Below are 20203 nucleotides of genomic sequence, written 5' to 3'. Positions count from 1 at the left end.
GAGGAGTTCCTGAGGCTCAAGATCATCGCCAGCTTCCTGCCCGCGCTACCCGAAAATGCTCGATTGCACCCACAGTGATCCGCGAAGACCCCTATTTTCTATGCCTGCTTGCGGAGGAAGCAAAGCTGGCCGGCGCTGCGATTGCCACACAAAGTCTGACTCGGCGTACCGAGGGATTCGGTATCGCCGATCCGGAACTGCCATTTGAGGGCAAGAATGCGAGCAAGCGGATCGGCGTTCTGAAAGCCCAGCACCAATCCATCGCCAAACTACACAAGGATGGTGAAGAACGGGAGCACAGGAGGCAAACCGTCGATGCGTATTTCCGGCTGCGTATGGCATGGGAGCGTGCGGTCGAGGAGGTGCTGCTGCGCGAGGTCATTCTGCGCTTCCGCAAAGGTGTGGAAACGCAGCGCTTGGCAGGTGTCGTTGTCGAAGACGGTGACTATGCGCAAGTACACGCGGGCATGACGAAGTGTTCGAACTATGCACATGACAAGGCGCTATTGGGTGGCGTCGCCATTCCCGAGCCCGATGAACTACTTACCGACATCATGGCGTTGGAGACGTGGCGAGCACAGATCGACAAGCGTAGCGGGGAGACAGCAAGAAAGCGTAAGGCCGGCGCAGTTTCCGTTACGGCACCCGCAGCGGTGAAGCCGCCTTGAAGCATTCGTTCAACGTAAGATCAAACCGCCGCGCCGCGCCGGTCTCCAGGGGTCGATCCAGCTTGCGATGAATGAGTGACACCAGCGTCAGAATATCCAGCGCATCCCGCTGGAACATAGGCCAGTTGGTTTTGGGCGCGTGCGCTAGCGGGTTGCGCACAGCGCCGAAGAGGCCCACCAATAGATTGGCGAAACCTTTCTGCTCGCTCTTGTCGGATTCGATGGCGAGCGAGCCGAGAACCAAGATCGGATTTTGCGTGGAGCGCGCGCGATTCACCAATTCCACTCCGTCCGTCGCGAGGCCGGACATCAAACGCAATCGCTCGGCAACGCCCTTGTCCGACTCAAAGACGGCATGAAAGTAGTTCTCGTTCAGCAGCTTCCATATGTTGGGGACTGAAGCGTTCAATACGAACCATGTGTACAGGGTCCGCACGCAATCCAGGGCTTCAGGCGTGTGACACGATGGGCTCGGCAGGCGCAACGGACAGGCGCATACCGACCGCATGCAGCACGGCCAGCAAGGTCTTGAGCGTCGGGTTCCCCGTCGGCGACAGCGCTCGATAGAGCGCTTCACGCGTGATGCCCGCCTCCTGGGCGACGGTCGCCAGTCCGCCGTAGGCTTCTGCCACGTCGCGCAGCGCGAGCAGTCCGGCGGCGCGATGCTCCGGATTGTCCAGCTCTTCGAGCGCGGATTTCAGATACTCCAGCGCGAAGCCTCGATCAGCACGCAGTTCGGCAATCGTGGCCTCGCTATGAGAGACCGAGGCGGCATGTTTGCGATTGCTCATGTATTTCTCCGTTTCCAGTCCAGCCAATATTCCTTGGCTCGTTGGATGTCCGCACCCTGTGAGCGCTTGTCGCCACCGCACAGCAGGATGACCAGCGCCGATCCGTGTCGGCCGATGTACACCCGATAGCCAGGGCCGATGTCTTCACGCAGTTCCAGGACACCTTCGCCGACCGGCTTGATGTCGCCCAAAATGCCCAGGGACACCCGCCGAAAACGGATCTCCAGCTTGGCCCGAGCCCGCGCGTCCCGAAGATCAGCCAGCCAGTCGGTCAGCGGAACCGCAGCATCGGCCCGTTGGTATCGCCGGACCTCAAACATGACCCGGCCTCCATTGTGACTTATAAATCACAAACATCAAGATGGACTTTTCATGATGCAAGCCCGGTCGGTGTCGCTGGGTTGGTGACATGCGCCAATTCATACGGTGACATCCTTATCACGCTGCGACGCTACATCACGCTGCGACGCTACGTTCTTGCGTCGGTTCGCCACTGCTGGGCCTGTTGCGCTGCTCGGCGTGATCCTCTGTGAATTTCACGCAAGGTTCTTCTCTAGAGTCGTGCTGACATAAAAAAACGCGGCGCAAGCGCCGCGTTTCTCAAGTCGCAAGTGGGCTGGACTCAGCTGGCCTTGGCAACGGTCTTCTTGGCCACAGCCTTCTTGGCCGGAGCCTTAACCACGCCCTTCTTGGCAACCGGGGCAGCCGCACCCACGACAACCTTGCTCACCGCGTGCGAACGCGAATTGCCGTAGCTGGCGTTGTAGCGCTTGCCCTTGGCGGTCTTACGGTCACCCTTACCCATTTTGTCGACTCCTGAATGTGAAAACAAAGCCCCGTGCTGGCACGGGTCTGGCGAGGCTGCGCCGGCGGCGCCCTCGCGCAAGGCCGGCAAGCCTATCACGTCGGCCTGCGCGCGCGCAGCCCGCACCCGCACGGCGTCGCCAAGGTGGACGCGATCAATGCGCGCAGCGCGCGTCGTGCACGTGGGAATGGCTGTGGTTCAAGCGCAGGTTGACCAGATGGGCAATGCCCACCAGCGCGCCGCCCAGGGTCATCACCACCGCATGCGGTACCACCGAATGGTGCAACGGGTCATACAGCAGGCCCAGCCACAGCATCGCCAGGCCAGGCAGCAGCAGGGCCAGTGCGTGCAGGGCGCGATGGCGGCGATACCCCAGCACCAGGCTGAACAGCCCAAGCAGGGTCACGAACACCACGATGGCCAGTTCGACGCTTTCGCCCAGCCAGAACGACAGGCCCAGTGAGGGCGCCAGCGCGAGCACCAGCGGCAACAGCGCGCAATGCACCGCGCACAGTAGCGAACCGGTGGCACCGAAGCGATCAAGCAGATGGCGGAGCGTTGGCAGGGACATGACTTTCAGCAGGGGATCACGACGATTTAGAATAATATAACATCTTGTTTGTTCCAGCCTCGCACCGGTGCATCACGCCCGTGCGATGCCTGCCGTCGGCGCCGCAGTTCCGCTGCGCCATTCCATTGCTCCACGGTCACCATCATCGAGTCCGGTCCACCATGCCCCTGAGTGTTGCCTCTTCCCTTCGCCGTTCCACGCTTGCGTTGGCCCTGGCCAGCGTGCTGCTTCCCGTCCTGGCCACGGCCGCGGAGGGCCCGCTGCCCGCCGACCCGCAGACGCCTCCAGATTCGGACAACCGGCATGACGCCTCGCCGTCCAGCGGGCGCCATATCAAGGACCTGGACAAGGTGGTGGTCACCGCCAGCCCGCTGCGCGACGCGGCCGGCGAGCTGAGCCGCCCGGTCGAGGTGCTGGCCGGCGCGCGTCTGGATGAGGTGCGCACCTCCAGCCTGGGCGAAACCGTGGCCAGCCTGCCCGGCGTGCAGAGTTCCAACTTCGGCCCTGGTGTCGGCCGGCCGATCATCCGTGGCCTGGACGGTCCGCGCGTGGCGGTGCTGCGCGACGGCCTGTCCACCCAGGACGTGTCCACCGTCAGCCAGGACCACTCGCCGGCCATCGAGCCATTCCTGGCCAACCAGATCGAAGTGCTCAAGGGTCCGTCCACGCTGTTGTACGGCTCCGGCGCGATCGGCGGCGTGGTCAACGTGGTCGACGGGCGCATTGCCGAGACCCCGGTGGACGGCTTCAACGGCCGCGCCGAAGTGCGTTTCGACGGCGGCGACAAGGACGGCAACACCGATATGTTCCGCGTCGATGCCGGCAACGGCAGCGGGCTGTCGATCCATGCCGACGGCGTGTACCGCAACCAGAACGACTACGACACCCCGCGCGGACGCCAGCTCAACAGCTGGATCGACTCCAAGGTGGGCTCGATCGGTGCATCGCTGGCCGGCGATTGGGGCTTCGTGGGCTTGTCGGCCTCGCGCTTCCGCGACAACTACGGCAATCCGGGCGAACCGGGCGACCCCTCGATCGGCGAGCGCGGCGTGTCGTTGAAGCTGCAGCAGGATCGCTACGACCTCAAGGGCGGGCTGACCGACCCGTGGGGCGACGGCAGCGCGCTGCGCTACAGCTTCGGCCACACCGACTACGCGCATACCGAATTCGAAGGCGACGAAGTAGGCACCGTGTTCTCCAAGCGCGCCAACGAGGGCCGCGTGGAAGCATCCTTCACCTTTGGCGGCGGTTGGCAGACCGCGTTCGGCCTGCAGGGCAGCGACACCACCTTCCAGGCGATCGGTGAAGAATCCTTCGTTCCCAAGACCGATACCCGCTCGCTGGGCGCCTTCGCCGTGGCGCGCAACAGCTGGGAGCGGGTGACCGCCGAAGTGGGCGCACGCGTGGACAAGGTCAAGTACCAGACCGACATCGGCGTGGACCGCGACTTCACCCCCACCAGCTTCTCGGCCAGCGGCGGCTTCCGCTTCAACGAGCAGTGGCGCCTCACCGCCAACCTGGACCACGCCGAGCGCGCGCCGGCCGAAGAGGAACTCTTCGCCAATGGTCCGCATATCGCCACCCTCGCCTTCGAGATCGGCGATGCCAACCTGAAGACCGAGAAGGCCAACCAGGCCGAGCTGGGCCTGAACTTCCAGAACGACTGGGTGGATGCCAAGGTGGCGGCGTACTACAACCGCTACGACGATTTCGTCTACATCGTCGACACCGGCAACCAATGGTTCAACGAAGAAGACAACGACTTCCTGCCGATCCGCCAGTGGACGCAGGCCGATGCGGTCTTCCACGGCTTCGAAGGCGAAGCCACTTTCCACCTGGCCAACAACGACACCGGTGCCTGGGACCTGCGCATGTTCGGGGATACCGTGCAGGCACGCTTGAAGGACGGCGGCAACCTGCCGCGCATCGCGCCAGGCCGGTTCGGTGCGCAGCTACGCTGGGATGCCGAACAGTGGCGCGCCGCAGTGGGCGCCACCCGCACGATGAAACAGGACAAGGTGGCGGTGAACGAAACCCCGACCGACGGCTACACCTTCGTCGATGCGCACCTGGCCTACCACGTGGACCATGGCAGCAATGCCTGGGAAGTGTTCCTGGACGGCAACAACCTCACCAACCAGGACGCCCGCGTGCATACCTCGTTCCTCAAGGACGATGTGATGCTCCCGGGCCGCAGCGCCTCCTTTGGCGTGCGCATGTTCTTCTGACGGCGGACTCTCTCCCCCGCCGACTAGAAGCGAGGCCGCCTTCGGGCGGCCTTTTTCATCGCGGCGCATTCGCCCTTGGCAACGACCATCCTTCAGCAACGGGATCGACGATCAGCGCCTGCCGCGCTGCAGGCGCTTGTGCAGGCTGCGCCGCTGCGCAGCGCTCAACAGGTGCCCGTGCGTGCGCAAGATGCCCAGGATCTGCAGGTGCGCCTGCGCGGTGCGCCGGGCAAGCTCGGCGGCAGCGGCGGCTTGGAGCTGTTGCCACTGCGCCGGGCTGCTAGGGGTCGAGAATGGCAAAGGTTTGACGGGCATGGACGCGTGCGGTGACTGGGTTCGCGACCATGATACGCGGCGCGCGTGAGCGGCCAGAGGGTGCCCATTCCCGATGCCACCGGTGGTGGCGCTTCATGCCGCCACCATCTGGCAGGCAGGCTCCCGCCCGGCCTGCAGCCAGGCGCGTGAGTTACTTTGCCACCGCGCACTTGGCGCACAGGCCATGCACTTCCAGCGTCTGCGCCTGCGGCTGGAATCCCAGTGCCTTGGCGCGGGCGTCCAGTTGCGAGACCACGTCGCGGTCTTCCAGCTCCACCGCGCTATGGCAGCGGTCGCAGATCAGGAACGGCACCGAGTGCTGGGCGCTGTTGGGGTGATGGCAGGCGACGAAGGCGTTGACCGATTCGAGCTTGTGCACGAACCCGTTGGCCATCAGGAAATCCAGCGCGCGGTAGACGGTGGGCGGGGCATCGGCGCCCACGCCCTTGCCTTCGCGCACCCAGTCCAGCAGTTCGTAGGCCTTGACCGGCTTGCCGGCATCGGCAATCAGCCGCAGCACGTTGGCGCGGATCGGCGTCAGCCGCAGGCCGCGTTCGCTGCAGGCACGCTCCACCGCGCGCACGAAACCGTTGGCGTCGTCGACGTGGTGATGCGGCTCGGTGCAGGCATGGTCCTGCGTGTGGGTGTGCTTGGTCATACAGGCTCCGGCGTCAGGCCGCTCCGATCTTGATGAGTGCCGCATCGATGCGTTTCAAGGCACCCTCGCGGCCGGCCAGGTACACCGTCTGCGAAATATCCGGGCTGACCTGGGTGCCGGTGATGGCCACGCGCAGTGGCTGGGCCACCTTGCCCATGCCCAGCTCCAGCGCCGCGGCGGCCTCGTGCAGCGCTGCCGAGACGCTTTCCACGGTCCATTCGCGCTGCGCCGCCAGCAGCTCGCGCGCCTTGCCCAGCGGCACTTCGGCGCCCAGCTTCAGGTGTTTGATGACCGCCGCTGCGTCGTAGACCTCCAGCGGCTGGTACCAGACCACGGCTTTTTCGGCCATGTCCTTGAGGGTCTGCACGCGCTCGCGCAGCGCCACCACCACGTCGGCGGCGGCCGGGCCGTTGGCCACGTCGATGCCCAGCTTGCCCAGCTGGTATTCCAGCTGCGGCGCGATGCTGGCCGGGTCGTCGGTTTTCAGATAATGCTGATTGACCCAGCCGAGCTTGGCCATGTCCAGCCGCGCGGCCTTGGAATTGACATCGGTAATGTCGAACAGGTCCAACAGCTCCTGGCGGCTGAACAGCTCCTGGTCGCCATGCGACCAGCCCAGGCGGGCCAGGTAGTTGATCAAGGCATGCGGCAGGTAGCCGGCGTCCTTGTACTGCATCACGTCGGCCGCGCCGGTGCGCTTGGAGAGCTTGGCGCCCTGCTCGTCCAGGATCATCGGCATGTGGCCGAAACGCGGCACCGGCGCACCCAGCGCTTCGTAGATGTTGATCTGGCGCGGGGTGTTGTTGATGTGGTCGTCGCCGCGGATCACCTCGGTGATGCCCATGTCCCAGTCGTCCACCACCACCGCGAAGTTGTAGGTGGGGTAGCCGTCCGGGCGGAAGATCACCATATCGTCGAGCTCGCTGTTGGCGATCTCGATGCGGCCCTTGATGAGGTCGTCGAAGACCACGCTGCCGTCCAGCGGATTCTTGAAGCGGATGACGCGATTGGGGTCGTCGCGGTACGCCAGCTGCTGCTCGCGGGCAGCGCCGTTGTAGCGCGGCTTTTCCTGTTTGGCCATCGCGGCCTCGCGCATGGCATCGAGCTCTTCGCGGGTTTCGTAGGCGTAATAGGCCTTGCCCTGCGCCAGCAGCTGCTCGGCCACTTCCTGGTAGCGGGCGACGCGCTGGGTCTGGTAGACCGGGCCTTCGTCGTAGTCCAGTCCCAGCCAGTCCATCGCTTCCAGGATGGCATCGATGGCCGCCTGGGTGCTGCGTTCGCGGTCGGTGTCTTCGATGCGCAGCACGAACTGCCCGCCGCGACGACGTGCCTCCAGCCAGCAATACAACGCGGTGCGGGCACCGCCGATATGCAGGTAACCGGTGGGGCTGGGGGCAAAGCGGGTGCGGCAGGTCATGGAGCGCTCGGCGAAACGGGACTGGGCCGATTTTACCTTGCGCAGCGCGGCCCTGCCCGGCCCGCCGGTTCAGCGGTTGCGCAACAGGTCGCCGTACACCACGCACTCGCCACCGCTGCGCGCGGGGCCGGGCGCGTCGTACAGCACCAGCCAGCTGGGCGTCCTGCCGGCCAGCTGCGGCGGCAGGTTGCAGATCGCCTCGGCGCGGTCGCTGTCTTTGCCGTGCGGCAACACCGCCGATTCCAGCAGGGTGTGCTGGAAGCGCACCGGCGCGCGATTGGCGGCCAGTTGCTGGCGGGCGTCCGGCCATTTGAACAGGCGGATCTCGCCGTTCAACACCATGGTCGGCCCGGCCAGCAGGTAGAGATCGTCGCCGGAATAATGCAGATCACGCACGCCCAGCCCGCCCAGTTGCAGGAAGTGCTTGCGCAACAGGGTGCCGTCCTCGTCCAGCGGTGCCAGGCGCAGATGGTCGCCATGCGCTTCCACCGCGATCTCCAGCAAGGCCGACCAGCCACGCAGCACCGGCCCACGCAGGCCCAGCAGCAGGCGTTGGCCGTCGACCACGATGCCCTCGATGTCGAAGCCGTTGTCCTTGCCGGGAATCGTCAGGAACGGACCGAAATGCGGGTCGTCGGCCAGCAGTTCGGTGAGCTGGTTGTGCTTGGCATCGCCCTTGAGCCGCAACGCGCGGCGGCCGTCGGCGGTCTCGCGCACCAGCCGCGGCGTGCCGTCGTCGTCGCGTTCGATCGGCAGGCAGGCCAGCAGACGGCGGTTGGCGTCGAGCTTGAGCTTGGTCAGGCGCTTGGCGTTGTCGGCATCGTCGCGGCCGGGCTTGGCGTTCTTGCGCTTCAACCCATGCGAACCGACCACCCACAGATACCCATCGGACAGCGCCATGCCTTCCAGGTCGGCCTCCTCGGCGTCTTGGCCGGGCAGGTCCAGCAGCTCGGCCAGCGGAAAACTCTGCCCCTCGCCGAAGCGCAAGCGCTCGCGCTGGCCGGGCGGCAGCCTGCGCAACCGGTCCACCGCGCAGGCTTCGTCGCCGGCGACCCACAGCCAGTCGTCGGTGAACGCCGCGCCGGAAAGATTGCTGTGCACCAGCGCGCCCGGCGTGAACTCAAGCCGGACGCTATGCGGAATCAGGGTTTTCTTGGCCATGGGAGCGGGTGAACGACCGTGCTGGAGATGGTCGCCAGTACACCACGAGCGCAGGGCTGGCGGGTACGGCCCGTGATAGCACTGGAGGATGGGCTGCGGCCCAGGAGCGCGCGGTCATGTCCTTGGCAACACCCGGCACGGCTGACTCATTCCCACCTCGCCAGCCGCGCACGCGCCAGACCGGCTGTCCATTGCCCCGGCCAATCGCGATCGTTGGCCACTTGCGCGTGTGCGCGGCGGGTTTCCAAGGCATCGATATCCAGCGACGCATACGCCCACGCCGCCTCGCCCCGGGTCTGCGCCAGCACGCCGTCATCCGGGAAGCCCACATCCATCGGCGCGAACACCGCCGCCTCGCCGGTGTTGACGTCCAGCGCCGGGCTCCAGGGCGCCTGGCCGGCAGTGACCGACTGCGCGACGAACATGCGGTTTTCCAGCGCGCGCGCCAGGCAGCCGATGCGTACGCGGGTGGCGCCGGCGGCGGTGTCGGTGCAGCTGGGCACGATCAGCAGGCGTGCACCGGCCTCGTACTGCGCCCGCACCGGCAGCGGAAATTCGCTGTCGTAGCAGATGGCGATCGCCGCACGCACGCCATCGAGGTCGAACACCTTGAGCGCATCGCCCGGCTCGATCAGCCCGGTGGCCTTTTCGAAGCCGGTGAGCTGCAGCTTGTCCTGCCAAGCGTGGCGGCCATCGGGGGTGAACCAGTCGCTGCGATTGCGGTAGCGGCCCTGGCCTGGATCCAGCAGGAAACTGCCGGGGATCAGGTGCAGCCGGTGCTGGCGCGCCAGGCCGGCAAAGAGTTCAAGCCATGGTGCACGCAAGGCCTGGATGGCGGCCAAGGATTCGGGCAGGCCGGCAGACACCTGCGTGCCGAAGGTCGCGCCCAGCTCCAGCGACAGGTATTCCGGTAGCACCGCCACGCGGGCACCGGCCAGCGCAGCCTCGCCGACCAGGGCCGACACGCGCGCGGCAAACGCATCGAAATCCGCCGGGCGGCCGATCGCGTACTTGGCAACAGCAATGGTGAGCGGCGCATTCATGGGCTAGGTCCTGTACCTGTAGCGGCAAGTGGAGACACACACGGGCCGGCAATGGTCGCAGCCAGCGGCAACGCAGACGGTGCAAGCGCGGCTAGTCTGCCAAGGCGCATGTCCACACGCTCAAGCGGTGGTCGATCTGGCCGTGGTGCAATTCTGCCCAGGCCAGCCGCACCTGCAGGTGCGGCTGCGGCGCATAGCCGCGCTTGCGCCAGAACGCATCGTTGGGGCGATAGTCAGCCGGCGTGCGCGGATCGTCGGGCGCACGGTCCACCGAGCAGAAGGCGGTGAGCGCAAAGCCGCCCAGCGCGCGCGCATGCGCCTGTCGGCGGTCGAAGAACGCGTGGCCGATGCCACGCCCGCGATACGCGGGCAGCAACACCGACTCGCCGAAATAGAACACGCCAGCCGGGTCGATGCCGGCTGCGCGGAAGGGCGCGTGGAAGGCGTCGCCGTCATCGAGCAGCGGCAGGCCAGTGGAGGCACCAATCACCGCATCGCCATCGCGCGCCAGCACGAACACGCTGCGTGGCGAGGCCGCATATGCCGCCAGATAGCTACGTTCGTAATCGGCATCGCCGTCGTACAGATACGGCCATGCACGGAACACCGCGATGCGCAGCTGCGCCACCGCGTCCAGGTACGGCAACCCCGCGTTGCCGCTTACCGCTTCGATGACGAGGGGAGTACGGGTCATGCCGGCCATGGTAAGCGACCGCGCCACCGCCGCTCAGCGCAACCAGCGGCGGTGGTGCCGTTCCGTGGCAACCGGCTGTTGCCACATCAACCAGACCGCCGCTTCTTCTGCAGCCACCAGCACCCCGAGCAGCGCATCGTTGCTGCGGGTCCAGTAGCTGCCATTGCTCAGGCGTTGCCATGGTCCATAACGAAGCAGTCCCGTGGTTGCGGCTGGACTGCAGCTGCGTTTGTGCGCCGGTGGCTAGCGACGACAGCGACCAGCTGGCATCGAAGCCTTTCGGGCCGATGCTGGGTGCGTTGGGCAAGAAGCGGCCGCCGCAGGACGGGGGCTGCCAGGCGGAACGCAAGGCAATCCCGTTGTTGTCGGCGATCGGTGCGATGGCCAGCCGGCGGGTGCCGTCCAGCACGAACTGCATCTCCACCCCATTGCCCTCCTGCAGCCGCCCGGCCACCGGGTCGGCCAGCGGGCTCAGTTCGGCATGCACGCCCGACGACCGATCCGCGAGCGCGCCAGCGCCGCTTTCCAGTGCCACTGCACGCCCATCCATCTGCAGCTGCGGCGTCCCGACCAGCCCACGCACATCGGAAATGCCCACCGCCAGATGCGGTTGGCCATACACGCGGGTGGGCACGGCGGCGTAGTCCAGCGGTGCGTATTCCGCGTGCAGCGCCGCTCTGCAAGAATACACCTGCACGCGATACAGACCCACTTCGCGCACCGACGGCACCATCTCGCCGCTGAGTTTCAGGCTGCGCGGGGTCTGCAACAGCGCGCCCTCACGCTTGCGCCACACTTTGCGCTGGTTGCCCTACTCGTCCGGCAATGTGAAGTGGGCGTTGCCCCGACCTGCGGCCGCACTGTGACGCACTGAAGAAATCCGCAGTTCCACCGGCACAAGTGCAACCCAGGCCCACCACGGACTTCCGTTTCCTCGACAGCGCTTCGCATCGCTACGGCACGCTGTGGCGGCAAGCGCAACGATTCGCCTGCAGTGACGTCCTGCAGATCCATCTCTTCGTTTTCGATTTCGTTCTGAACACGACTTTCCAGCCTCGTCGCTCCATACCGATGTCCGTTACTTCGCGCGCGCCGCACCGGTCGCCTGCCTGCTTGCCTGGCGTGGCTCTACCCCTGCGCCGACTGCATTCCTCTCTAGCCTGGAGTTTCCCTCCCATGAACATCCAACGTTCGCTCGCACTCTGCCTACTCGCTGCACTGAGCCTGTCCGCCGCCGCACAGGCGGCAACGCACGGCATGGGCTTGAAACCATAGTCGTTGATGCAGCCGGTCACACCGCTGTTCGGAACAGCGAGCGCCGCCAAGTCGGTCCCCGCCAGCGTGGACCTGACCGCCTGGGCGATTCCGCCAGGCGACCAGGGCCAAGTGAATGCATGTGCATCCTGGGCAACGGCCCACACCCTGACCGGCTGGTATGCCAACGCCAACAAGCAGGCGCAGACCCGCTTTGCCCCGATGTATCTTTACAGCCAGGTCAACGGCGGCGTCGATGAGGGCTCCACGCTGGACGCCCCACTGGAGGTGGCGTTGGCGCAAGGTATCGACACCGAGCAGCATTATTCATGGGGCAACTACAACTGGAAGAACCCGCCCACCGCCGCCGACCGCGCCAACGCCGCCAAGAACCCCACGCCGTACCGCAAGTACACCGTGTTGTATTCGGACAACGGCGGCAACGGTGGGCGAGCCTTGATCGAGCAGATCAAGCTTGCGCTGGCCTCGTCCACGCCGGTGGCGATCGGCTTCCAGGTCCGGCAAGGCTTTGAAGACCTCAGCTCCAAGAACCAGGTCGACTACGACACCTCCACGCCGCTGCTGGGCGGTCATGCGGTGGTCGCGCTGGGCTACGACAGCGAAGGGTTGCTGGTCGAGAACAGCTGGGGCACCGGCTGGGGCAACAAGGGCTTTGGCAAACTGGCGTGGTCGGTGGTGGCCAAGGACGTCATGCAAGCCGACGTACTGCACTGAACCCGCAGCGCACATTGTAGTGCGCGATTGACACATCGGCGGCATGTGCTACGGCGCATGCCGCAACTGCCCTGGTGCGGCGATCTGCAGCCGGCCTGTCGCACACGGCAGCCAGTGCGTTTCAGCCGTTGGGTAGGTGCAGGGCCGCTACCGCGCCACCGCCCTCACGATTGCGCAAGGCCACCTCGCCGCCATGCAGACGCGCCACCTCACGCACGAACGGCAGGCCCAGACCAGAGCCACGTTGCCCGGTCAGCGGGCGCGCCAGCGAGTAGAACCGCTCGAACACGCGTTCGATCGCGTAGTCCGGCACGCCACGGTATCGGCGATGGCGGCTTCGTCTTCGACGACGAGCACGCGGACGGGAGGGTCGGACATGGCGCGCAGCATAGCCGCAGGCATGCACGATCTATAGCGCTGTGCCGCCGCGGCAGCGCGCGCGAGGTTCCCCGGCAGCGCAGGCCTGATCGCCGGCGCCGCCAGCACTGGCAGCAGCAGACCGCAAGCGACCGCGCACCCCAGCGCAAACCACCGCGCCCGCTTACACTGCTGCGATGAACTATCGCCACGCCTTCCATGCCGGCAACCATGCCGACGTGCTCAAGCACATCGCCTTGCTGGCGCTGATCGACTCGCTCAAGCGCAAGGACACCCCGTTCTTCGTGCTCGACACCCACGCCGGGCGCGGCCGCTACCAGCTCGGTGGCGAGGAAGGCCGCAAGACCAGCGAGGCCGACGCCGGGGTGATGCGGCTGATGGCCGCGCCCACCCTGCCCGAAGTGGTCGAGCGCTACCTGCGTGCGGTGCAGGCCGACAACCAGGCCTCGGCGCGCCACGCCGCACCCGGACAAAAGCCGGCCCGGCCCACCGCCGGCATCCAGCTCAACCATTACCCCGGCTCGCCGCTGCTGGCGGCTCAGGCGCTGCGCGACCAGGACCGCATGGCGTTCTGCGAGCTGCAACCGGACGAAGCCCAGGCCCTCAAGAGCCTGTTCGACAAGGACAGCCGCGTGCGCGTGCACGCCGGCGACGGCTATGCGGCGATCCGCGCCTTCCTGCCGCCGCGCGCAGGCGATACCAAGATCGGCCGCGGGCTGGTGCTGATCGACCCGCCCTACGAAGCGCAGGATGCCGAGTACCCGCAGATCATCCATAGCGTGCGCGAGGCCCTGGCACGCTGGCCGCAGGCGATCTGCATGGTGTGGTACCCGATCAAGCTGCGCCGCAGCCTGCAACCGTTCATGCGCAAGTCCGCCACGCTGCCCGCCAAGTCGGTGCTGGTCGCCGAGCTGCAGGTGCGCCCGGACGACTCGCCGCTGCGCCTGACCGGCAGCGGGCTGTTGATCGTCAACGCGCCCTGGCAGTTCGACCAGGTGCTGGCCCCGGCCTTGCCGGTGCTGAAGCAGCATCTGGGCGAACCCGGCGCCTCCACCCGGCTGGAGTGGCTGCGGCAGGACGCCTGATCCGCTGCTGGCCGCTGCGGTGGCCGGTGGTGGACGGGACGCAGGACGCTGCGCTGCGGCACGCCCCTGACCATCCCCCTGCATGCACGCGGTGCGGACTCCGATGCACTGCGCTGCACGGGCATCACCAGCGGCCCCTGGCCTTGCCTGACGGCACGTCCGTCGGGATAGCGCGCGGGTCGGTGCCCACTGTGGCGCTGCCGGCGGACCATCGATTAACCGCGTCCGAGCCAATACCCGCGCCCACGCTCTCACTGCTGGCTCACGGCTCGGCTCGTTACAGTGAAGTGAGAAGCACTGCCACCTCGTTGGCTCTTGGCGGCGCACCGGATTCATTCACGGTTGCGCGCCGGGCTGGTGCCAGAATCTTCCGACCTTGAAGGAATTACCGGTCATGGCCATTCGCAATCGCATGCCTCCCTGGCATGAAAACTTCAGCCTGCCCAATGGCCGCACTCTTCTGCTACGCCCGATCCGTCCCGAGGACGGCCCGCCGCTGCAAGGGGCATTCAGCCTGCTGGGACCGGAGGAAATCCGCGCGCGCTTTGTGCGTTCCTCCGCCGAAATCACCCCGGAAATGGTGCAGCGCCTGACCCATCCCAACCCCAAGAGCGAGATCGTGCTGGTTGCCGCCGAGCAGCTGCCGCCCGGCGAAGCCCTGGTCGGGGCGGTGGCGCGGGCCGCGTTGGTACCGGGCACCCGCCAGGCCGAGTACACCATCCTGGTCAGCAGTTTCGTCGCCGGCCAGGGGCTGGGCCGGCAGTTGATGCGCAAGCTGGTCAAGTGGGCGCGCCGCAAATATCTCGATTGCCTGTTCGGCGACGTGCTGCAAAGCAACGTACCGATGCTGCAACTGGCCGAATCGCTGGGCTTCAAGCCGCAGGCGCATCCGGAATCGCCGGAATTGGTGCGGATGGTGCTGGAGTTGGATGCCTGAGGGGCTGGGAATCGGGAATCGGGATTTAGGAGTCGGCTTAGCGCTGGCGATCTGCGACTTGGTTGCAAGGCCCTTGCCCGCTCACCATCGCGGGACACGCTGCAAGTACGTCCTTGTAAGCTCTGGCGCGGCATCCCTGCCGCTCAAGGTCCCACGACGGTAAGCGGGCAAGGACCAGTCGAGTCGGTCGGTGCGCATAGCTTTCAATAAAGCCACCAGCAAACGCTCTGGCGCGGTGCCCTTACCGCTTGCGGGACCGTTGGCGGCATGGATGCCGCCACCGAGCCTCCAGGGACGGATTCACGGCGTGTCCCGCAAGCGGTGAGGGCACCGCGCACTCGACCCGCGTGGCTTTGGACTTTCCAGGCCCCACTAAAGAGCCGCCGACAAGACAGATGCACGAGCTCGCAAGGGCTGTAGCCCCGCAGCGCCCTTCTGCATGCACCGTACGAACCACCTTTCACGCCAGATGGACCGGGCACTGCGGGGGCTCTGGTAAAATTGCCGGCTGATGCCGTCGCCTACCTACCCCTCTCCGCCGCTGCCCAAGTCTGGCCAGCTCCGCGCCTATTGGCGCGCACCGTCGTCTCCCACTGCGTTGGCCTGGTCGATCGCGCGGGCCGCCGAGGCGCATGCCGGGCCGCTGCTGGTGATCGCACGCGACAACCAGAGCGCGCACCAGATCGAATCCGACCTGCTGGCCTTGCTGGGCGAGCATTCCGCGCTGTCGGTGGTGCCGTTTCCCGACTGGGAAACCCTGCCCTACGACCAGTTCAGCCCGCATCCGGAAATCATCAGCCAGCGGCTGGCGGCGCTGCATCGCCTGCCCGGCTTGAGCAAGGGCGTGGTGATCGTGCCGGTGCAGACCTTGCTGCAGCAACTTGCACCGCTGAGCTACATCGTCGGCGGCAGCTTCGATCTCACCGTTGGCCAGCGGCTGGATCTGGACACGGAAAAACGCCGTCTGGAGAGCGCCGGCTACCGCAACGTGCCGCAGGTGATGGACCCGGGCGATTTCGCGGTGCGTGGCGGCCTGCTGGACGTCTTCCCGATGGGTGCGGACACGCCGCTGCGGGTGGAGCTGCTGGACGAGGACATCGACTCCATCCGTGCGTTCGATCCGGAATCGCAGCGCTCGCTGGACAAGGTGGATGCGGTCAAGATGCTGCCCGGCCGCGAAGTGCCGATGGACGATGCCAGCATCGAACGCGTGCTGGCCTGCCTGCGCGAACGTTTCGACGTGGATACCCGCCGCAGCGCGCTGTATCAAGACCTGAAATCCGGCATCGCGCCCTCCGGCGTCGAGTATTACCTGCCGATGTTCTTCAGCAAGACAGCCACGCTGTTCGATTACCTGGACACGCGTGTGCTGCCGCTGATTGCCACCGGCGTCTCCAACGCCGCCGATGCGTTCTGGACCCAGGCGCAACACCGCTACGAACAGCGCCGCCACGATGTGGAGCGGCCACTGCTACCGCCGGACGCGCTGTATCAGTCGCCCGATGCGCTGCGCGAGCGGCTCAACAAGCTGGCCCGCATCGAAGTGTGGCCAGCCGATCACCCGCGCATCGAGGACGCCGCCGCGCTCGGCGAACAACCGTTGCCGCCGCTGCCGGTGGCCGCCAAGGACGCACCGGCCGGGCAGGCGCTGGCGTCCTTCCTGGGCCATTACCCGGGCCGCGTGCTGGTAGCCGCCGATTCGGCCGGCCGTCGCGAAGCCTTGATGGAAGTATTGGCCGCCGCACAGCTCAAGCCGGAGGTGGTCGCCGACCTGCCTGCGTTCCTGGCCGCGGCCACGCTACGTTTCGGCATTACCGTGGCGCCGCTGGAAGATGGGTTCGCGCTGGATGACCCGCAGATCGCGGTGCTCACCGAGCGCCAGCTGTTTCCGGAGCGGGCCAACCAGCCGCGCCGCACGCGCCGGGTGGGACGCGAGCCGGAAGCCATCATCCGCGACCTGGGCGAGCTGTCCGAAGGCGCGCCGATCGTGCACGAGGATCACGGCGTGGGCCGTTACCGTGGCCTGATCGTGCTCGATGCCGGCGGCATGCCTGGCGAGTTCCTGGAAATCGAATACGCCAAGGGCGACCGGCTGTACGTACCCGTCGCACAACTGCACCTGATTAGCCGGTATTCCGGTGCGTCGGCCGAGACCGCGCCGCTGCATTCGCTGGGCGGCGAGCAATGGACCAAGGCCAAGCGCAAGGCCGCCGAAAAGGTGCGCGACGTGGCCGCCGAACTGCTGGAAATCCAGGCACGCCGCCGTGCGCGTGCCGGACTGGCACTGCAGGTGGACCGCGCGATGTACGAACCGTTCGCGGCCGGCTTCCCGTTCGAAGAAACCCCCGATCAGCTAGCCGCCATCGATGCCACGCTGCGCGATCTGGGCAGCAGCCAGCCGATGGACCGCGTGGTCTGCGGCGATGTCGGCTTCGGCAAGACCGAAGTGGCCGTGCGCGCCGCCTTCGCCGCTGCCAGCGCCAACAAACAGGTGGCCGTTCTGGTGCCGACCACCTTGCTGGCCGAACAGCATTACCGCAATTTCCGCGACCGCTTCGCCGATTACCCGATGAAAGTGGAAGTGCTCTCGCGCTTCAAGAGCACCAAGGAAATCAAGGCCGAACTGGAAAAGGTCGCCAGCGGCGATATCGACGTCATCATCGGCACGCACCGGCTATTGCAGCCCGACGTCAAGTTCAAGGATCTCGGCCTGGTCGTGGTCGACGAAGAACAGCGTTTCGGCGTGCGCCAGAAGGAAGCGCTCAAGGCGATGCGCGCCAACGTGCACCTGCTCACGCTCACCGCCACGCCGATCCCGCGCACGCTCAATATGGCCATGGCCGGGCTGCGCGACCTGTCCATCATCGCCACCCCGCCGCCGAACCGGCTGGCGGTGCAGACCTTCATCACCGCCTGGGACAACACACTGCTGCGCGAAGCATTCCAGCGCGAGTTGAGCCGCGGCGGGCAGCTGTACTTCCTGCACAACGACGTGGAAAGCATCGTGCGCATGCAGCGCGAGTTGTCCGAACTGGTGCCGGAAGCGCGCATCGGCATCGCGCATGGGCAGATGCCCGAGCGCGAGCTGGAACGGGTGATGCTGGATTTCCAGAAACAACGCTTCAACGTATTGCTGTCGACCACGATCATCGAATCGGGCATCGACATCCCCAACGCCAACACCATCATCATCAACCGCGCCGACCGTTTCGGTCTTGCGCAGTTGCATCAGCTGCGAGGCCGCGTAGGCCGCTCGCATCACCGCGCCTACGCCTACCTGGTAGTGCCGGACCGGCGCTCGATGACCTCCGATGCCGAGAAGCGTCTGGAAGCGATCGCTTCCATGGACGAGCTCGGTGCCGGCTTTACGCTGGCCACGCACGACCTGGAAATCCGCGGCGCCGGTGAGTTGCTGGGCGAGGACCAGAGCGGGCAGATGGCCGAGGTCGGCTTCAGCCTCTATACCGAACTGCTGGAACGCGCGGTGCGCAGCATCCGCCAGGGCAAGCTACCCGATCTGGATGCTGGCGAGGAAGTGCGCGGGGCCGAGGTGGAACTGCATGTGCCCTCGCTGATACCCGAGGACTACCTGCCCGACGTGCACACGCGCCTGACCTTGTATAAGCGTATTTCCAGCGCACGCGATGCCGAGGCCTTACGTGAATTGCAGGTGGAAATGATCGACCGCTTCGGCCTGCTGCCGGACCCGGTCAAGCACCTGTTCGCCGTTGCCGAGCTCAAGCTGCAGGCCAATGCGCTGGGCGTGCGCAAGCTGGATCTGGGCGAGAACGGCGGCCGACTGGTGTTCGAGGCCAAGCCGACGATCGACCCGATGACCGTCATCCAGATGATCCAGAAGCAGCCCAGGATCTACACCATGGACGGCCCGGACAAGCTGCGCATCAAGCTGCCGCTTCCCGAGGGCGCGGATCGATTCAATGCCGCGCGCGGGCTGCTGGCAGCATTAGCACCGAGCTAAGGAAAGTCCAATCAGTTTGAAAAACACGAAGTCACCGAGGCCGATATCCGCCAAGAGCTGCAACCGGCTGATCGCACGATGCGCACGTCGGTCTACAGTGGCGGTAGTCTGCAAGGGTGCAGTCATCGGCGCATCCGGTCATCCATCGCTACATTCCACGCATCGGTGCCGGTGGGGGCATGTCTGGCTGGCTGCGCTGCGCATCCAGGGCCTGCGACTGGCGGACGCTCTCCTGCAATGGAGGTACGGTCTCGGACAAATCCACCTTGGCCCGAAAGCCCGGTGTCTGGCCGATGATCCAAACCACGTCCTGATGCAATGTCACGCTGTGCAATTGATCGACACTCAGGATACCCACACGCTTGGCTTCCACCGTTGCATGCATGGCCTCGGCCGGCGAGGTGCCGGCAGGGAGCTTGCTGTGGATGGCCTGATAAAGCGGATCGTTGGGAACCGATGCGGAGGCAGGCTCGCCAAACCGACCAGGCGGCGTTGTCGACCCATCCACTTCGCTGCCTGCCCCCAACGGCATCTTCCAGCCGGGTGCCACGTACTGCTGTTGGTGCTCTGCCTCCATGCGCTGCTGCACTCCTTGCCAGCGTGCGGCGGCCATCTCCGTCGTTCCAGCGCCGGCTTCCAACGTTCCGCGCAGATGATCGATGGCATCGACGGCCAGGCCATAACCACCGCGTGCACCAAGCGTCAAGCCACCACGCAACACTTCCACGTCATCGCGGTACTTGTCGATCATTGGCGCGTACTGACGGGCTAACTGCTGCGCCTTGGGATCTTCCAGCACCGAATGGTCTGGATTGCCGTTGGCATCCACCGGCAGGAAGTTGTGCATGCGGTGCGAGTCGGCGAGCGGTTGGGCGACCGCTGGATTGCGTGCATCCAAAAGACTGCGATCATTGGCGTAACCCGCTTTTTCCAGCAAGGCAATCTCCTGCTGAGTGGCGTAGAGCTTGACCTGGCCATAGTGCTTGCTGGCAGCACTGACCGCATCACCGGCCATCACATGATTGATGACAGCGGTGCCGCCTTCAGGAATGCGACGATCCAGGCTGACTGCACCATAGGCGTTGAAGGTCTCGCCCTTGAGGCCGAAGTGGTGCGCAGTGACCTGGGCCAGGTTACCGCCGAGCGAGTGGCCGGTGACGGTGACGTCTGGTACTTCGCCGTCCTTACCGAGTCTTTGTGCATAGACCAACGCATGCTCGGTCAACTCAATTGCTTCGGCGGCTTGGCGGTTGTGACGTGTCGCAACCATGCCGCCGTCAGTGTAGACACCATCCTGTTTGAGCTCACGCTCAGTCTCGGTACCGCGATGGGCAACAATGACCTCGTTGGTATGGACACGTTGATAGATGACACCTTGATAGCCTGAGGGGCTGGTGGATTCACTCACGAAGTGCAAGGGTATCGTAGTTGAAAAAGACCTCGGCTGGAGTGAGATAGCTCAATCGTTTTCTGGGTCGGTTGTT

15 protein-coding genes and 6 pseudogenes are annotated in these 20203 nt (G+C 65.7%); 6 read left to right on the top strand and 15 right to left on the bottom strand.

The genetic code is table 11. From position 1 onward, the window contains the following. Positions 1-668 (top strand): annotated as a pseudogene (locus XcuCFBP2542_RS17185) (AAA family ATPase); the annotation flags it as partial. On the opposite strand, the gene XcuCFBP2542_RS17180 reads toward XcuCFBP2542_RS17185, so the two are convergent. The 5 genes from XcuCFBP2542_RS17180 to XcuCFBP2542_RS17160 all read right to left on the bottom strand — a co-directional run bounded on the left by XcuCFBP2542_RS17180 (position 637) and on the right by XcuCFBP2542_RS17160 (position 2835). Next, the gene (locus XcuCFBP2542_RS17180; RefSeq protein WP_223214323.1) at positions 637-1077 is read right to left on the bottom strand and encodes a TIGR02391 family protein; all 441 of its coding nucleotides are present in this window, start codon (positions 1075-1077) and stop codon (positions 637-639) included. The pseudogene XcuCFBP2542_RS17185 and the gene XcuCFBP2542_RS17180 sit on opposite strands and share 32 nt — an antisense overlap. Before the next feature lie 40 nt (positions 1078-1117). Next, the gene (locus XcuCFBP2542_RS17175; RefSeq protein WP_104605247.1) at positions 1118-1459 is read right to left on the bottom strand and encodes an addiction module antidote protein; all 342 of its coding nucleotides are present in this window, start codon (positions 1457-1459) and stop codon (positions 1118-1120) included. Beyond that, positions 1456-1779 carry a type II toxin-antitoxin system RelE/ParE family toxin gene (locus XcuCFBP2542_RS17170; RefSeq protein ID WP_104605245.1) on the bottom strand — a complete coding sequence of 108 codons (324 nt, stop codon included), beginning with the start codon at positions 1777-1779 and terminating at the stop codon, positions 1456-1458. The genes XcuCFBP2542_RS17175 and XcuCFBP2542_RS17170 overlap by 4 nt, the downstream gene beginning before the upstream one ends. Before the next feature lie 302 nt (positions 1780-2081). After that, positions 2082-2264 carry a 30S ribosomal protein THX gene (locus tag XcuCFBP2542_RS17165; RefSeq protein WP_003487537.1) on the bottom strand — a complete coding sequence of 61 codons (183 nt, stop codon included), beginning with the start codon at positions 2262-2264 and terminating at the stop codon, positions 2082-2084. Positions 2265-2418: 154 nt separating this feature from the next. Next, a complete protein-coding gene (locus XcuCFBP2542_RS17160; RefSeq protein WP_104605243.1) occupies positions 2419-2835 on the bottom strand; it encodes a MerC domain-containing protein in 417 nt (138 codons plus the stop codon). Between the two features lie 161 nt (positions 2836-2996). On the opposite strand from XcuCFBP2542_RS17160, the gene XcuCFBP2542_RS17155 reads away from it, so the two are divergent. Continuing rightward, positions 2997-5063, top strand: a complete 2067-nt coding sequence (locus tag XcuCFBP2542_RS17155) for a TonB-dependent receptor (protein WP_104605241.1) — start codon at positions 2997-2999, stop codon at positions 5061-5063. A 111-nt stretch (positions 5064-5174) separates the two neighbouring features. Here the strand turns inward: XcuCFBP2542_RS17155 and XcuCFBP2542_RS17150 are convergent, their stop codons facing one another. The 7 genes and pseudogenes from XcuCFBP2542_RS17150 to XcuCFBP2542_RS17120 all read right to left on the bottom strand — a co-directional run. After that, positions 5175-5378, bottom strand: a complete 204-nt coding sequence (locus tag XcuCFBP2542_RS17150) for a hypothetical protein (protein WP_104605239.1) — start codon at positions 5376-5378, stop codon at positions 5175-5177. 151 nt (positions 5379-5529) lie between these two features. Next, positions 5530-6036: a transcriptional repressor gene (locus XcuCFBP2542_RS17145; RefSeq protein ID WP_104605237.1), complete on the bottom strand. Its 507-nt coding sequence runs from the start codon at positions 6034-6036 to the stop codon at positions 5530-5532. Between the two features lie 13 nt (positions 6037-6049). Further along, entirely contained in the window at positions 6050-7453 is a 1404-nt protein-coding gene (gltX, locus tag XcuCFBP2542_RS17140) for a glutamate--tRNA ligase (RefSeq protein ID WP_104605235.1), read from the bottom strand. Positions 7454-7522: 69 nt separating this feature from the next. Further along, positions 7523-8614, bottom strand: a complete 1092-nt coding sequence (locus tag XcuCFBP2542_RS17135; RefSeq protein ID WP_104605233.1) for a DUF3616 domain-containing protein — start codon at positions 8612-8614, stop codon at positions 7523-7525. Positions 8615-8760: 146 nt separating this feature from the next. Next, positions 8761-9657 (bottom strand): carbon-nitrogen hydrolase family protein, encoded by an 897-nt coding sequence (locus XcuCFBP2542_RS17130; RefSeq protein WP_104605231.1) that lies wholly within the window; start codon positions 9655-9657, stop codon positions 8761-8763. Positions 9658-9748: 91 nt separating this feature from the next. Beyond that, on the bottom strand, positions 9749-10360 hold the full coding sequence (locus tag XcuCFBP2542_RS17125) for a GNAT family N-acetyltransferase (protein WP_104605230.1): 612 nt from the start codon (positions 10358-10360) through the stop codon (positions 9749-9751). Between the two features lie 202 nt (positions 10361-10562). After that, positions 10563-11162, bottom strand: a pseudogene (locus XcuCFBP2542_RS17120) (inner membrane CreD family protein); the annotation flags it as partial. A 365-nt stretch (positions 11163-11527) separates the two neighbouring features. Between XcuCFBP2542_RS17120 and XcuCFBP2542_RS17115 the strand changes: the two are divergent. Further along, positions 11528-12340, top strand: a pseudogene (locus XcuCFBP2542_RS17115) (C1 family peptidase). Between the two features lie 121 nt (positions 12341-12461). Here XcuCFBP2542_RS17115 and XcuCFBP2542_RS17110 read toward each other — a convergent pair. Next, positions 12462-12665 (bottom strand): annotated as a pseudogene (locus XcuCFBP2542_RS17110) (ATP-binding protein); the annotation flags it as partial. Further along, a pseudogene (locus XcuCFBP2542_RS20360) lies at positions 12656-12730 on the bottom strand (two-component system response regulator CreB); the annotation flags it as partial. The pseudogenes XcuCFBP2542_RS17110 and XcuCFBP2542_RS20360, both read right to left, overlap by 10 nt. A 164-nt stretch (positions 12731-12894) precedes the next feature. Between XcuCFBP2542_RS20360 and XcuCFBP2542_RS17100 the strand changes: the two are divergent. The 3 genes from XcuCFBP2542_RS17100 to mfd all read left to right on the top strand — a co-directional run bounded on the left by XcuCFBP2542_RS17100 (position 12895) and on the right by mfd (position 18719). Then, positions 12895-13803, top strand: coding sequence for a 23S rRNA (adenine(2030)-N(6))-methyltransferase RlmJ (locus XcuCFBP2542_RS17100; protein WP_104605228.1), 909 nt, complete (start codon positions 12895-12897; stop codon positions 13801-13803). A 394-nt stretch (positions 13804-14197) separates the two neighbouring features. Continuing rightward, complete coding sequence (locus XcuCFBP2542_RS17095) at positions 14198-14740, top strand: GNAT family N-acetyltransferase (protein WP_029219309.1); 543 nt, start codon at positions 14198-14200, stop codon at positions 14738-14740. A 511-nt stretch (positions 14741-15251) separates the two neighbouring features. Beyond that, a complete protein-coding gene (gene mfd / locus XcuCFBP2542_RS17085; protein WP_104605224.1) occupies positions 15252-18719 on the top strand; it encodes a transcription-repair coupling factor in 3468 nt (1155 codons plus the stop codon). 148 nt (positions 18720-18867) lie between these two features. Here mfd and XcuCFBP2542_RS17080 read toward each other — a convergent pair. Continuing rightward, positions 18868-20112: pseudogene (locus XcuCFBP2542_RS17080) on the bottom strand (Tle-like phospholipase domain-containing protein); the annotation flags it as partial. Between the last annotated feature and the right edge of the window lie 91 nt (positions 20113-20203).

This window comes from Xanthomonas cucurbitae (assembly GCF_002939885.1).
GTDB lineage: Bacteria > Pseudomonadota > Gammaproteobacteria > Xanthomonadales > Xanthomonadaceae > Xanthomonas > Xanthomonas cucurbitae.
The sequence above is the reverse complement of the archived record's forward strand: the minus strand, read 5'-3'. Positions and strand labels throughout refer to the sequence as shown.